The organism is Flavobacterium anhuiense (assembly GCF_004151235.1).
GTDB classification, from domain to species: domain Bacteria; phylum Bacteroidota; class Bacteroidia; order Flavobacteriales; family Flavobacteriaceae; genus Flavobacterium; species Flavobacterium anhuiense_A.
In genome coordinates, this window is the sequence record NZ_JUIV01000002.1 from 24,579 (window position 1) to 38,624 (window position 14,046).

Below are 14,046 nucleotides of genomic sequence, written 5' to 3' on the forward strand. Positions count from 1 at the left end.
CAAAATCTAAAAACGTTTCACGTGGAACATAAATTCTTTTTCAAGATGTTTACTACTGTTCCACGTGAAACATCTTCATCTTCTCCTCTTCCTTAGCCCTCATTAATTGAGCATCTTCATCTGTCTTATCTTTGTATCCACAGTAATGTAGTATACCATGAGACAGCACTCTTTTAAGTTCTTCGGCAAATGAAACATTGAAGTCTTTTGCATTGTCTGCAACACGTTCTACAGAAACAAAAATATCGCCATTTAACTCGTTACCAACTGTATAATCAAAACTGATAATATCAGTAAGAGTATCATGATCTAGATATTCAACATTGATTTTATGCAGATATTCATCGTCACAAAATATATAATTGATCTCTCCTTCATTCTTGTTTTCAGAAACAATTACAGCACTTAACCAGTCACTAAAAGCCTGCTCGTCTCCTAAAGTAAAATCTGTTTCGTAATTAAAATTTATCATTTTGTATTAAAGTATTCTTGAACTTTTTGATTAAAATTCGAGCGCAAAGGTAGTGATTGTCTGTTTAATATCTCCACACTGTTTAAATATTCCAATAGTGAACTTGGTAAAGCATTCGAACGATTCGTAAACTCAGCCTTATTTGTTTCAGATTGTCTTTGTGTATCCTGGCCTTGTTGCTGAACTGCATTGTTCAATTTCCATAATTCTTGTTGAATATTTAATATACGTTGCAGGTTCTCGTTCTTAAATCCTTTATTTAAAATCTGTTTCTCTGATTGTTTCATCTGATCAATTACAGATCTTCCTTGAGCATCTAAACCTTTCTTCGCTAATTCTTTTTGAAGTGCTTCACGAAGCTTAACTTGCTCTTTGTATATTTCCATTATTGCTTCTGCGTCGCCTTCTCCATCTTCTCCTTCATTACCATTCTTCTCTCCTTTTCCACTTTTTCCATCTTTACCAGAAGTACCTTTATCGTTACTTTTATTTCCTTGCCCTTCCTTGCCCTGACCATCTTTACCCTGTCCGTTTTGTCCTTGTCCAGACTTTCCATCTTTACCTTCGCCAGGTTTATCTCCCTGTTGTTGTCCAGACTTCATTCCATCTTTCATTTTATCAGCAAGACCTTTTTGTTTCTGAATAATATCTGGTAATTGCATTCCTTGTCCGTCCCCAGGTTTAGGTTTTCCTGCTCCCGGTTTAGGCATAGACATCTGCATGTTATTTAATAAATCACTTAAAAAATCAGCTAACTTATTTGCTGATGAAACTGCATATTGCTGGTGCGAAACTCCTCTTGGAATTTGAACATCGGTTAAGGTTTCTATAGCCTTGTCCATGTTGTATTGTACGTTTCCAATTTCCTTGGTAACGTCTTCAGCTACCTTTGGATTACGTAATGAAAGTGCAAACAAACTATCATCAACATGTCTGAATTGCTGTTTCAAATTCTGCTGAATCTTAATGTTTTTTGTGAATGTAGAAGAACCTAATTTCATTGCTTTAAACTGTTTCATCACATCTTCTTGTGATAAAGAATAAGCCAAAAGGTTATCCAGAATCTGACGAAGCATTGCTACATCTTCTTCTAATTGTTCCTGTTCTCCGCCTTCCATTTCGCTCTGCATTTCCTGAGCCATAGACTTCATTTTCTTAGCCGCACTTTTCTGTTTTGGCTTAGCTCCAGATGTATTCTTTTTACTCAATTCTTCAGAAGCTTTATTAAGATCATTATCTACATCTTTCTCTTTTGAAGCATCAGACGGAATATCCAAAGGTTTCTTTAAAGTCTTATTCTCCTCTTTCAAATCTTTTAAATCTTCTTGAATCTTATCAAAAGATTTATTGATTTCATCCTGCTTCTCTTTAGTATTTTCTTTCTCTTTATTAGATAACTGTTCCTGTTGTTCTGACAGTTTGTTTAGTTTCTCAGCAACCTGCTCTGCTTTCTTTGAAACATAGAAACGTTTGGTTAATTCCACCAATTGTTCTAAATTACGAGATTGGTTTTTACTGATTTGTTTGAACTTTTCCATCTTATCAAACAGTTCTTCACTGTTTAATTTATCATTTAAGTTCTTTAATTCGTCTAATAATTTCTGATTCTTTTCTAAATCTTTCTGAGCATTATCTAAACGCTTTTGTAAATCTTCAGCAGTTTTATCTTTCTTATCATCTTTAAACTTGTCAAGATTCTGATTCATTTTCTCAGAAAACTGTTTCATCATTTCGTCTTGTTGCTTCTGACGTTTGATAAAATCATTGATCTTCTGCTGATCTTTAAACTCTAAATTATCTTTTTCTTTTCCCGTATTTTGAAGCTTATCCATTTCAGAAATTTGCTTCGTTTGGTTCTTCAAAGATTTAGATAAACTATTGATGTTTTGATTTTGCTGCTGTAATTCCTGATCTTGAATTTCATCTGTAGTAGCTACACGATCTGAAAATGTAGAAGACTTTGTACTCTTAAATCCGTGTGGTGCATCGTTATCAAAAACTTCAAAATAGTATTCGTATGAAACTCCTTCTTCTACTGGAAGATTGCTTGGAAAATTAAAAACAAACTGATCAAATACTCCAGCCTTCACAGGAATGTTTCCACGTTTAGCAGACTGAGGTTTGTTACGTTCGTAGTATACAATTTGCAATTTCGAAAGTCCGTAATCGTCACCCAATCTTCCTAGAATATAGTTTTTATCAAGCTTCAAACTGTCTGGCGCAGGACCTACATTGATGGTTGGAAACTGATCTTTGATCACAGACAGCTGATAATCTAGTTTTTCATAGTTTTTAACTTTATCATTAGACGTAAGTATTTGATATTCGGTATTTTGACTTATATTTTTAGCTAATTTAAACTCATTTTCGGCCTTATTGAAATTAAATACCTCATTATCTCTTTTCCATACAACTTCTTGTGTAGATTTGGTGTTCATTTTCCAAGTTACAGTTGTTCCTTCAGGTACAATTGCGTTTCCTGTTCCTTGAATTGTCTCTGATTTTTTCTTTAGATAAGAAGGAAAATTTAAAACCATTTCGAAGTTTGCAATCGATGGAACTGTGATCACTTTCAATTCATATTCTTCTGAAACAACCGAATTTCCTTCAAAAGAAAATTGAATATTTTCAGAAGGTTTTTCAATTTTAAATTCAAACTTTCCAGGTTGAGACGATTCCATAAAATAACTTTCATCACCAATATGAATCATCACATTTTCAGGAACAACCTTTCCAACAGATTCCATTTTAATCACGAAATCTTTGTTTTGTTCTGCTTGCAAATTAGAATTCAAAACCACAAATTTAAATGGAGCTGGTGGCAAAAATGCAGAATTGAAATGCACTACTCTATTCAAGCTCTGTGAAATGATATTGCTATTTCCAGAAATATAAAACACAGCAAAAAGCAAAATTGGAACTAAAGCTAATGGCAAATATTTTTTGTTAGCTTTAAAATTGATAGCATTTCCAAAAGGAATTGGTTGCAAAGAATTTGCTTTTTGTTCAATTGAAGCTAAAACTAACTCCGAACTTTCAGCATTATTTTCAGATGACAATTGCAAAAAGTTAGTCAGCTTATCGCTTACTTCTGTGAAATGATTTCCAATAATTTTTGAAGCTTGAGTATAATCAATTCCCTTTTGAAGTTTAAATAATTTAAACAATGGAAACAGAATTAAACGTACCAAAAGGAAAACTTCAACTGCAATAAATATCCAAAATAGAAACGTTCTTCCTATAGGTTTTAGCCAAAGAAAATACTCTACAAAAAGCGTAAATAGAAAATACAATAAACCAAAACCGGTAAAAAGTAATATCCCTTTTATCAATTCGTTGGTATAATATTTCTTAATGAAAGCTTCTAACTTTTGATATATAGCAGATGATGTTTTCAAAATAAATCTGTTTTAATTATAACCTATAAAAGTAGTAATTATAATAATACCTTTTTTAGATTCTAAGTTACTAAGACACTAAGGTTCTAAGATTTTAAAATCTAAAATCAACATTCTGAAATCTAAAATCATAAAACGTATCTTTGCAACAAAATTTAAAACAAATGTCAAAGCAAGTTCGTGTGCGTTTTGCACCAAGTCCGACTGGACCGTTACATATTGGCGGAGTTCGTACTGCCCTATTTAATTATTTATTTGCAAAGAAACATAACGGTGTTTTTTATCTGAGAATTGAAGATACAGATCAAACTCGTTTTGTTCCTGGTGCAGAGGCTTACATTATGGAAGCTCTTGAATGGTTAGGAATTGCTCCTGAAGAAACGGTTGGAAAAAATGAAAAATTTGGTCCATACAGACAAAGCGAACGTAAAGATTTATATCAGCAATATGCAGATCAGTTGATCAATTCTGGCTGGGCTTATTATGCATTTGATACTCCGGAAGCTTTGGATGCACATAGAAAACAACACGAAGCTGAAGGAAAAACATTTATTTACAATCACCACAATCGTGAAAAGTTAGATACATCTTTAATAATTTCTGCAGAAGAAACAGCTAAAAGAATTGCAAATGGAGAACATTATGTTATCCGTTTTAAAACTCCAGTTGATGAAACTTTACATTTGAAAGATATTATTCGTGGTGATGTTAAGTTTGAAACGAATCTCTTGGATGATAAAGTTTTATTCAAAAGTGACGGAATGCCAACGTATCATTTAGCGAATATTGTCGATGATCATTTGATGGAAACTTCACACGTAATTCGTGGTGAAGAATGGTTGCCATCGATGCCTCTTCACGTTTTATTATACAAAGCATTTGGTTGGGAAGCTCCAGAATTTGCTCATTTACCTTTGATTTTAAAACCAATTGGAAATGGTAAATTATCAAAAAGAGATGGAGACAAAATGGGATTCCCTGTATTTCCTTTAGAATGGAAAACAGAAGAAGGTGTTTCATCTGGTTACAGAGAAAAAGGATTTTTCCCAGAAGCAGTTGTAAACTTCCTTGCTTTATTAGGATGGAATGACGGAACTGATAAAGAATTATTTTCTTTAGAAGAATTAGCTCAATCTTTTGACTTGAACAGAGTTCACAAAGCTGGAGCAAAATTTGATCCAGAAAAAAACAAATGGTTCAATCACCAATATTTAGTAAAACAAAATGATGCAGATTTGGCGAAAAGCTTCTCTCCTATTTTAGAAGAAAAAGGCTTCTCTACTCCTATCGAAGTGACAACTCGTATTGTCTCTTTGATTAAAGAAAGAGCAAATTTTGTTTCTGAATTTTGGGATCTGACCGATTTCTTTTTCCAGGCTCCAACATCTTATGATGAAAAAGCAAGCAAAAACTGGAAAGAAGAAACTCCAACTTTAATGCAGGAATTAATTTCTGTTTTAGAAAATATCGAAGATTTTACTTCTGCAAATATTGAAGCAATTGTAAAAGATTGGTTAACTAAAAACGAAATCGGAATGGGGAAAGTAATGCAACCTTTCCGTCTAAGTTTGGTTGGAGCTTTGAAAGGTCCTCACCTATTTGACATTGTTGAAATCATTGGAAAAGAAGAAACTATTTCTAGAATCCAGAAAGCGATTTCTACTTTATAAAAAAATTTACCATTAAGATATTAAGAAAATTAAGCTCAACTTAATGGTAAAAAAGGAAAGTTTTTTAAGTTCATAAAGCTTAATTGTCTTGACAAAGTTTTGACTTAATTATCTTAATGCCTTTAATGATTTAAAAAAGTAAACGCTAAGTAACATCTTCAAAATGTTCTTAGCGTTTTTTTAATGCTTAAAAAATTTAATTTAGAAGAATTTTCGTAATTTACCAGAATCATAAATATAAATTACATAACCATGAGTACAGCATTTATTATCTTTTTAGTATTGGCATTCTTCATTTTCATGTCGTCTTTCTTTACTGTAAAACAGCAATCATCAGTAATTATCGAGAGATTTGGAAAATTTCAGAGTGTTAGAAATTCAGGATTACAACTTAAAATTCCTTTGGTTGATAGATTGGCCGGACGTGTAAATCTTAAAATCCAACAGCTAGATGTTATCATCGAAACCAAAACTAGAGACAACGTTTTTATCAAAATGAAAGTTTCTGTTCAATTTAAAGTTATTCAAGAAAAAGTATATGAAGCTTTTTATAAACTAGAGTATCCACACGATCAAATTACTTCTTATGTTTTTGATGTTGTTCGTGCCGAAGTTCCTAAACTAAAACTGGATGATGTTTTTGAAAGAAAAGATGATATTGCAGTTGCAGTAAAACGTGAATTGAACGAAGCAATGTCTACTTACGGATATGATATCATCAATACTTTGGTTACTGATATTGATCCAGATATTCAAGTAAAAAATGCAATGAACAGAATTAATGCTGCCGATAGAGAAAAAACTGCTGCAGAATTTGAAGCAGAAAGTTCAAGAATTAGAATCGTTGCAAAAGCAAAAGCCGAAGCAGAAAGTAAACGTTTACAAGGACAAGGTATTGCAGACCAGCGTCGTGAAATTGCAAGAGGTCTTGTAGAAAGTGTTGAAGTTTTGAACCAAGTTGGAATTAATTCTCAAGAAGCTTCTGCCCTGATTGTAGTTACTCAGCATTATGACACTTTACAATCTATTGGATCTGACACAAACTCAAACTTAATTCTTCTTCCAAATTCTCCACAAGCCGGAAGTGACATGTTAAACAATATGGTTGCTTCGTTCTCAGCTTCTAACCAAGTTGGAGAAATGATGAAAAAGAACACTAAAAAAATTGAAAAACCAAAACAAACACCAAAACAATCTGGTTATGAAGATGACATTCAACCAGATGTTCAACAATAATTGACAAACTAATTAAAAATAAAAAAGAGGCTTAATCGCCTCTTTTTCTATTTATAAACCAACTGATGATAAATGGTAAAACGGATTGCAAAATTTCTGGAAATGATTTTTTGATATAACCTGTGTAAGATGAAATAAAACCATTTACAATATTTTGCGGAGTAATGCTTTCTTTTGTTCTCTGAAAACTTAAAACCAATTTCTGATAATTGATTTCTTTTTCCAATTTCAAAATTTCCAGATCTCTTTCAATCTCAGCATACGAAGAGTATTTTTTTCTTTCCATAATTAATCATTAAAAAAGATTTCTGAAAATTTCTCCAAGATTGGCCCTTCTACTACTTTATCTTTTACAAAGAAAAGTAAAATAGTCAGCACCAAATAGATCCCTCCTACGGTCAAAAATCCGAGAGCATTACTTTCAAACAAAGAACCAAAAGCATACGCTGCGGCAAAAGATCCAAAAATCATAACCATACTGAAACACAATAATATCAAAGTAAACTTAAAGATTAAAGTTGTTGATTTCATTGCAACCTTAAAACCCCAAAGTTTATAATAAGCTAAATGACTTTCAATATATTCTTTAGCCTGATCTTGAACTTTTTCAGTGTTTTCTTTTAATTCTTCAAAAGCCATAAATTCTATTTTTTTTAAAATAAAAAAGCACAAAACTGTCTTATAAAAATAAGCAAGTAATGTGCTTTATAAAAATATTATTTCTGAAGTTTAGCGTTGTGTGCTTTTAGTTCAGCAAGTTTACTTTCTAAAAAAGTGATCACTTCTTCTGTTTTGTAACTCATATTTGAAAGTAAATCTTCATACGTTCCATCCAGGTTTTTCTTTGCATGAGCAAACTTTTCACGCAAAACTTCTGAACTTGCATCAAATGAATCTTTCAAATTATGTCTTGCATCATCTAAACCTTCTTTAATCTTTGCTCTAGTTTTAGATCCTTTATCAGGTGCAAATAAAATTCCGATTGCAGCTCCTGCTGCTGCTGCTGCCAAAATTGCTGCAGCTGTATTTAAATTCTTAGACATGATAGTTACAATTTAAAATTATTCATAAAGATACTCTTTTTTAAAATGATAAAACTTTGATATATTGTAATTTACAAAAAATTAACAGTCTTATTAATACACATAAGCCACAGCTTCGTACTTACCATCTGCTTTTTCGACAATGCTAACAAAAGGATAACCATTTGAAGCCGATTTAGATTTGATTCTCATAGCAGTCTGTTTCTGATTTGCAATTGGCGGTTCACCTTTTGTCCTTGTTGAGACTCCTGTAAAACTAGCTGCCTGTTTCAGTCCTATTGTTTTTTCTTGTGGAAGAACAGTTACCATTTTGTAATCGTCTTTAGAATCAACTACTATTTTATCAGAAATTTTCTGAGTTTGTTTTGTTTGCTTGTTTGTAATTGATGAAACAGCATGTTTGCTAATTTTGATTTCTTCAGAACTTCCATTTAAAGAATAATAAACAAAACCATTTTCGTTTTTAATAAAATTTACATCAAGCTGTTCTCCATTGTGTTTTGTAATTTGATGTGTTTGTGAAATTGCTACGTTTGCAAATAATAGTGCTACTGCGAAATATAAAATTTTCATGATAAATTAGATTTAAATTAAAAATTGTCAGAATTGAAATTTAAAAACTAAACTTTCACTCAAATTCAACATTATGGAATTTTGTTATTACAATACAATTTGAAAAATATCTTTTTACGGGAAATATTATCAAAATTGCATCATAATAAAAATGAGAACATAAAATTGTCTTTTTGGGAAATCAGTTTTGAAAATCCATTGTCATAAAAATTACGAGTTTCTAAAAACAATACATTTTCAACTTAGATTCTTTACGGCAAATTTTAATTTTTTACAAAAATCATCTCTGACTTTTGGTATTGAGTTAAAAATAGCAACTTTATAAACAATTGTGTGTTAACAAGCCGTTAAACTGACTAAAATAACAGTAAAAATTAAAATAAAGGCTTTAAATAAACAATAATTCAAAAAATGAGTTATCTATCAATTCACTTTAAAAAACGTCTTAAAATCAATTTATGAAGGTTAAAATTAATATATAAAAACTATTATTTTTATACTTATAATCATTTTTATAAATAATAATTAAAAACTAAAATTTTAATAAATTAATAATAAAAAGTTATAGGTACAAAATTAAAGTCAAGGACTTAAAAAATAATAAAAAACTATTGTTTTAAATTCTATGGTCAGTTTTATAAATAATAGTCAAAATCTAAATTTTAATTTATAATAATCATCAAAACTTATAATTACAAAAATTGAAGTCAAAAATTTAAAAAATAAGAAAAAACTTTAATTTTATTTTTTTGAGAAGAAAACTTGAACTAAAAAAGAGAAAAATTGAAATAAAGAATTTTAAGGAATAGAAAACAAAAAAAGGTCTTCTATATTCAACCATTTTTTATATTAGCTTAAAGACAATTTATGAAAGTCATTTTTAATTCAAAAAATAAATTAAAATTATAAATATTATAGATTTTATAAATAATAAATACATATAATTAAATACATAAATAATATCAATTAAAACTATATTATAAAGTTTGATGCTAAAAATTAGGAGCTAAAAAAGACCAAAATTAAAATAAAGCTTTTAGGTAGACAAAAATTAAAAAAATGAATTCCTTATCCAACATTTTTTTATTTTCTTTTAAAATCAATTTATGAAAGTCTATTTTAATTTATAAAAGTTATAATATTCTAAATTTCAATAGTAAATCTATATAATAAAAAAAAGCGCTTATAAAAGCGCTTTTCATAAATTTAGTTGATATTACTTCTTCACCATTTCAGAAAGAATTTTAATTTCTCTTTCAGAAGCATTTTTTGGTGGATTTGAATATAATTTTAAAATTTCGTCTGAAAATTGATTTTTCAAATCTTCACTTTCAATATCTCTTAAATTCAAAAGTGCTTTTGATCTTACATAAGTCGATTCACTTTTTAAAGACATTGAATATAATTTCTTAATATCTTCTTCTTCAAAATCTGTTGATTTCCAGTTTGAATATTTTAAAATAAACTGAGAAAACAACAGCGAAGCCTTATTATTGTTGATATTTTTCTTCAAAGAATTTTGTAAAAGTGAAAAACTAGAGATGTTTTTGATGTTCTCTCCTATCGCACTTTCAATTGCAATTCTTTCAGCTTTAGTTTCAACTTTAAAATATTTGTTGATATCTTTCAAAGAATTATTGATGCTGTTTTCTTCTTTTTTACCTTTTTCTTCCCAAGCATCTTTCAATCCAACTGTTTTGTTAAATACTAATTTTGAAGGAGTTGAGTCTTTATCAACAGTAAAATAACCTAAACGTTGAAACTGGAATTTATCTTCATTTTGAGCTGTTGATAAACTTGGTTCAACATATCCAGTTACAATTTCTAACGAATTTGGATTCACAAAATCTAAGAAATTCTTCTCTTTATAACTGTCTGGAGCTTCATCTGTAAACAAACGATCGTACAAACGAACTTCTGCTTCCAAAGCATGTTTGATAGAAACCCAATGCAATGTTCCAGATACTTTTCTTTGGCTTGCTTCAGTTCCGCTTCCGCTTAAAGAATCAGTATCATAGGTTACATGAATTTCTGTTATATTTCCATTTTCATCTTTTATAACAGATTCACCTTTAATGATATAAGCATTTTTAAGACGAACTTCTTTTCCTAAAGTCAAACGGAAAAACTTAGCTGGAGCTTCTTCTAAAAAGTCTTCTCTTTCTATGTATAATTCACTAGAAAAAGGCACTTTTCTGAATCCAGCACTTTCATCTTCCTGATTATTTTCAGCTTCCAACCACTCTTCTTTTCCTTCTGGATAATTGGTAATTACCAATTTTACAGGATCTAAAACAGCCATTACACGCGGTGCAATTTTGTTCAAATCTTCACGAATACAGAATTCTAAAACCGATACATTGATCAAGTTATCACGTTTTGCAATACCAATTGTGTTAGCAAAATTACGTAAAGAAGCAGCTGTATATCCGCGTCTTCTTAATCCAGAAATGGTTGACATTCTAGGATCATCCCAACCGTTAACATGCTTTTCTTTAACTAGTTGCTGTAATTTTCTTTTACTAACAACAGTATGTGATAAGTTACGTCTTGCAAATTCTCTTTGTTTTGGACGCAGTTTATTTTCATCAAAAATTTGATCTAAAAACCAATCGTATAATTCACGGTGAGGCAAAAATTCAAGTGTACAAAATGAGTGAGAAATTTGCTCTAAATAATCACTTTGTCCGTGTGCCCAATCGTACATTGGATAGATTTTCCAAGCATCTCCTGTTCTATGGTGATGTTTGTGTAAAATTCTATACATGATAGGATCACGCATCAACATATTGGTCGATTTCATATCAATTTTTGCACGAAGAATGTGTGTACCAGCCTCAAATTCACCATTTTTCATTCTTTCGAATAAATCTAAATTTTCTTCAACAGAACGATTTCTGTACGGACTATCAGTTCCTGGAGTTGTTGGAGTTCCTTTCTGGATCGCCATTTCTTCAGAACTTTGACTGTCAACGTAAGCTTTATCTTTTTTAATTAATAAAACTGCCCAATCGTACAATTGTTGGAAATAATCTGATGCATAACATTCTTCAGCCCATTTATAACCTAGCCATTCTACATCTTTTTTAATAGCATCAACAAATTCCTGCTCTTCTTTCTCAGGATTTGTATCATCAAAACGTAAATTCACAGGAGATTGATAATCAATTCCTAAACCAAAATTTAACGCAATAGAACTCGCGTGTCCAATGTGTAAATATCCATTAGGTTCTGGTGGAAAACGAAAGCGAAGTTTAGTATTTGAAAGACCTGATTTTACGTCTTCCTCTATGATTTGTTCAATAAAATTGAGTGATTTCTCTTCTGATGCCATTATTTTATAGTAATTTTAGCAAAGATAAAAAAGTTTACAGTTTATAGTTTATGGTTTATGGTTTTCTTTGGAAACTTACTGAAAACATGAAACGTTAAAGCTAAAACCTAAGATTAATTTATTTAGTACTTTTGTATAAATATTAAGAATTATGAGACAATTAACCGTTACGATTCCAGACGATTTCTACGAAACTTTTATTAGTTTTTTCAAACATGTTCCTGATGTTTCCATTGATGAAAATGTTGAGAATGAAATTCCGCTATGGCAACAAGAAATGGTTTTGGATCGTGTAAAAAATGCTAAACCAGAGGATTTTATTAGTTGGGAAGAATCTAAAAAAAGACTCAATGCTAAATGGAATAAGAAGTAATGTTCGAAATAAATATTCTTTTAAGAGCTGAATTAGAAGTAGATGAAATTGCTGAATATTATGAATCTCTTTCTGATGGTTTAGGAACAAAATTTTTTAATGAATATCAAAAGTATGTAGATACTTTAAATACTTTTCCATTTTTTGAAGAAAAGTATAATATAATTAGAATCTTACCTTTGAAAAAATTCCCATACACTATTCATTTTACAGTTGATGAAATTAACAAAATAGTTACAGTATATGCTGTAACATCCAATTATCAAAATCCAAACACCACAAGAATAAAATTATAAAAAATGGGAATCATTAAACTTAAAAATATCCGTACTTTTTCTTATCACGGATGTTTAATTGAAGAAGGAAAAATTGGATCTGATTACACAGTAGATCTAAAAATTAAAACCAATTTACAGAAATCAGCAGAAACAGATCATCTTTTAGACACTGTTGACTATGTTCATTTGAACAAAATTGTGACGGAAGAAATGGCAATTCGTTCGCATTTATTAGAACATGTAGCCAAAAGAATCAATATTCGTGTGCTGGCAGAGATAGAAACTGTAGAAAAAACAACAGTTTGGGTTTCTAAAATTAATCCGCCTATTGGTGGTGATGTTGAGTCAGTTACTATAAAAATGACGGAAATTAGAAAGTAATATTCAAAATTAAAATCCTAAAATTTTAAAATAGTTACTATGAAACTTTTGAAATTTAAAGATTTTAGTTACTTTTGCCAACCGTTCAAGTAATGGCGTCGTGGCCGAGCGGCTAGGCTGGGCTCTGCAAAAGCTCCTACTCCGGTTCGAATCCGGACGATGCCTCTAAAACCTTCAAAGCAATTTGAAGGTTTTTTTTATGGTTAATTTTTAGAAAATTAATTAGAATATACGTTCGAATCCTGACGAAACTCAAAACCCTCAAAGCAATTTGAAGTTTTTTTTATGTCCAATTTTTAGGAAAAATTAATTATTAAAGCTTGTAAATAAACCCGACAGGTTTTAAAAATCTGTCGGGTTTTCTATTTCACGTAATTATACACAATTATGTCATTTCGACGAAGGAGAAATCTCCACTAGAAGCTCTACAAAGATTGGATAATTGTTGCGGAGTTACTTGCGGAGATTTCTCCTTCGTCGAAATGACAAACAAAGTCAACTTTTTCAAAGTTCTAATGAAATTACTTCGTTCCTCTCAATGACTTATAAACACAAAAAAACCTCTGAAATTCAGAGGTTTTTAATTTATAAGTTGGGTTATTAACAACTACTTCTTCTCTATTCTTTCGAAAGCATTTTTAACCATTTCTTTCTCTTTCGGAAACCAGCCTTGGATTACTAAAGCAAATCCAAAAACCATTAAAACCACGCTAATTCCCTTTTTAATTTTAAGGATATTAGTTGGAGTCATTTTTGATTTTAACTGTTTGGCTAATAAAATTTTAGCACAATCAATTAACAAATAAGTGATAATTACAGCAGTAAAAAATGTCATCATTCTAGGAGTCTGCATATCTAATTTTGGACCTACAGAAATAATAACGGCAAGCCAGAAACCAAGAACACCAATGTTAATAACATTCAGTAAAAATCCTTTTACAAACAAACTACCATAGTTTCTTTTCAGAATATCACGATCAATTTCTTCATCGTTTATTTTTTCTTCTTTCTTTAGTTTCACAAACGAAATGATACCATAAGAAAGCATAATTATTCCGCCAAAAATAAAAAGTGCTGGATCATCTTTTAAACTAGAAATCAGCCTATAACTTCCAAGATAAGCAATAGCAATAAAGAAAATATCACCTAATACTACTCCTAAATCAAAAACAATTGCAGCTCTAAATCCTTTTGTAATACTGGTTTCTAATAAAACAAAAAATACAGGACCTACCATAAAACTAAGAACAAGTCCCCAAGGAAGTCCCGCTAGAATATCATTAATCAT

Annotated in this window: 13 protein-coding genes and 1 tRNA gene; 6 read left to right on the top strand and 8 right to left on the bottom strand. The window is 30.4% G+C overall.

The annotated features are described in order from the left end of the window. Positions 1-52: 52 nt before the first annotated feature. Together ybeY and NU08_RS02885 are read right to left on the bottom strand one after the other, a co-directional pair. On the bottom strand, positions 53-472 hold the full coding sequence (gene ybeY, locus NU08_RS02880; protein WP_091490075.1) for an rRNA maturation RNase YbeY: 420 nt from the start codon (positions 470-472) through the stop codon (positions 53-55). Beyond that, on the bottom strand, positions 469-3,870 hold the full coding sequence (locus NU08_RS02885; RefSeq protein ID WP_129745784.1) for a DUF4175 family protein: 3,402 nt from the start codon (positions 3,868-3,870) through the stop codon (positions 469-471). The genes ybeY and NU08_RS02885 overlap by 4 nt, the downstream gene beginning before the upstream one ends. Positions 3,871-4,034: 164 nt before the next feature. Here NU08_RS02885 and gltX point away from each other — a divergent pair, with 164 nt between their 5' ends. Together gltX and NU08_RS02895 are read left to right on the top strand one after the other, a co-directional pair. Then, positions 4,035-5,540, top strand: a complete 1,506-nt coding sequence (gltX, locus tag NU08_RS02890; RefSeq protein WP_129745785.1) for a glutamate--tRNA ligase — start codon at positions 4,035-4,037, stop codon at positions 5,538-5,540. 252 nt (positions 5,541-5,792) lie between these two features. After that, positions 5,793-6,776 carry an SPFH domain-containing protein gene (locus NU08_RS02895; RefSeq protein ID WP_129745786.1) on the top strand — a complete coding sequence of 328 codons (984 nt, stop codon included), beginning with the start codon at positions 5,793-5,795 and terminating at the stop codon, positions 6,774-6,776. Between the two features lie 31 nt (positions 6,777-6,807). On the opposite strand, the gene NU08_RS02900 is transcribed toward NU08_RS02895, so the two are convergent. The 5 genes from NU08_RS02900 to NU08_RS02920 all read right to left on the bottom strand — a co-directional run bounded on the left by NU08_RS02900 (position 6,808) and on the right by NU08_RS02920 (position 11,726). Beyond that, entirely contained in the window at positions 6,808-7,062 is a 255-nt protein-coding gene (locus NU08_RS02900) for a DUF6327 family protein (RefSeq protein ID WP_129745787.1), read from the bottom strand. Positions 7,063-7,064: 2 nt separating this feature from the next. Beyond that, the gene (locus NU08_RS02905) at positions 7,065-7,415 is read right to left on the bottom strand and encodes a competence protein (protein ID WP_091129197.1); all 351 of its coding nucleotides are present in this window, start codon (positions 7,413-7,415) and stop codon (positions 7,065-7,067) included. Positions 7,416-7,492: 77 nt separating this feature from the next. Then, positions 7,493-7,819 carry a YtxH domain-containing protein gene (locus NU08_RS02910; RefSeq protein ID WP_008465774.1) on the bottom strand — a complete coding sequence of 109 codons (327 nt, stop codon included), beginning with the start codon at positions 7,817-7,819 and terminating at the stop codon, positions 7,493-7,495. A gap of 93 nt (positions 7,820-7,912) precedes the next feature. After that, positions 7,913-8,392, bottom strand: a complete 480-nt coding sequence (locus tag NU08_RS02915; protein WP_091129193.1) for a hypothetical protein — start codon at positions 8,390-8,392, stop codon at positions 7,913-7,915. A 1,216-nt stretch (positions 8,393-9,608) separates the two neighbouring features. Beyond that, on the bottom strand, positions 9,609-11,726 hold the full coding sequence (locus NU08_RS02920) for a glutamine--tRNA ligase/YqeY domain fusion protein (protein ID WP_129745788.1): 2,118 nt from the start codon (positions 11,724-11,726) through the stop codon (positions 9,609-9,611). A gap of 151 nt (positions 11,727-11,877) precedes the next feature. Between NU08_RS02920 and NU08_RS02925 the strand changes: the two genes are divergently transcribed. From NU08_RS02925 to NU08_RS22215, 4 genes are all read left to right on the top strand, one after another. Next, complete coding sequence (locus tag NU08_RS02925; RefSeq protein ID WP_129745789.1) at positions 11,878-12,099, top strand: hypothetical protein; 222 nt, start codon at positions 11,878-11,880, stop codon at positions 12,097-12,099. Continuing rightward, positions 12,099-12,395, top strand: coding sequence for a hypothetical protein (locus NU08_RS02930; protein WP_129745790.1), 297 nt, complete (start codon positions 12,099-12,101; stop codon positions 12,393-12,395). The genes NU08_RS02925 and NU08_RS02930 overlap by 1 nt, the downstream gene beginning before the upstream one ends. Before the next feature lie 3 nt (positions 12,396-12,398). Beyond that, complete coding sequence (folB, locus tag NU08_RS02935; RefSeq protein ID WP_129745791.1) at positions 12,399-12,758, top strand: dihydroneopterin aldolase; 360 nt, start codon at positions 12,399-12,401, stop codon at positions 12,756-12,758. 94 nt (positions 12,759-12,852) lie between these two features. Then, positions 12,853-12,923 (top strand) — tRNA-Cys (locus NU08_RS22215). A 442-nt stretch (positions 12,924-13,365) separates the two neighbouring features. Here the strand turns inward: NU08_RS22215 and NU08_RS02940 are convergent. Beyond that, entirely contained in the window at positions 13,366-14,046 is a 681-nt protein-coding gene (locus tag NU08_RS02940; RefSeq protein WP_111378732.1) for a LysE family translocator, read from the bottom strand.

Bases quoted from the DNA above. Each gene is read 5' to 3' on its own strand.
- NU08_RS02940 (WP_111378732.1), bottom strand. From the start codon at position 14,046: ATGATTAATGATATTCTAGCGGGACTTCCTTGGGGACTTGTTCTTAGT.
- NU08_RS02905 (WP_091129197.1), bottom strand. From the start codon at position 7,415: ATGGCTTTTGAAGAATTAAAAGAAAACACTGAAAAAGTTCAAGATCAG.
- NU08_RS02900 (WP_129745787.1), bottom strand. From the start codon at position 7,062: ATGGAAAGAAAAAAATACTCTTCGTATGCTGAGATTGAAAGAGATCTG.
- NU08_RS02925 (WP_129745789.1), top strand. From the start codon at position 11,878: ATGAGACAATTAACCGTTACGATTCCAGACGATTTCTACGAAACTTTT.
- NU08_RS02930 (WP_129745790.1), top strand. From the start codon at position 12,099: ATGTTCGAAATAAATATTCTTTTAAGAGCTGAATTAGAAGTAGATGAA.
- gltX (WP_129745785.1), top strand. From the start codon at position 4,035: ATGTCAAAGCAAGTTCGTGTGCGTTTTGCACCAAGTCCGACTGGACCG.
- NU08_RS02920 (WP_129745788.1), bottom strand. From the start codon at position 11,726: ATGGCATCAGAAGAGAAATCACTCAATTTTATTGAACAAATCATAGAG.
- NU08_RS02910 (WP_008465774.1), bottom strand. From the start codon at position 7,819: ATGTCTAAGAATTTAAATACAGCTGCAGCAATTTTGGCAGCAGCAGCA.
- folB (WP_129745791.1), top strand. From the start codon at position 12,399: ATGGGAATCATTAAACTTAAAAATATCCGTACTTTTTCTTATCACGGA.
- ybeY (WP_091490075.1), bottom strand. From the start codon at position 472: ATGATAAATTTTAATTACGAAACAGATTTTACTTTAGGAGACGAGCAG.
- NU08_RS02915 (WP_091129193.1), bottom strand. From the start codon at position 8,392: ATGAAAATTTTATATTTCGCAGTAGCACTATTATTTGCAAACGTAGCA.
- NU08_RS02895 (WP_129745786.1), top strand. From the start codon at position 5,793: ATGAGTACAGCATTTATTATCTTTTTAGTATTGGCATTCTTCATTTTC.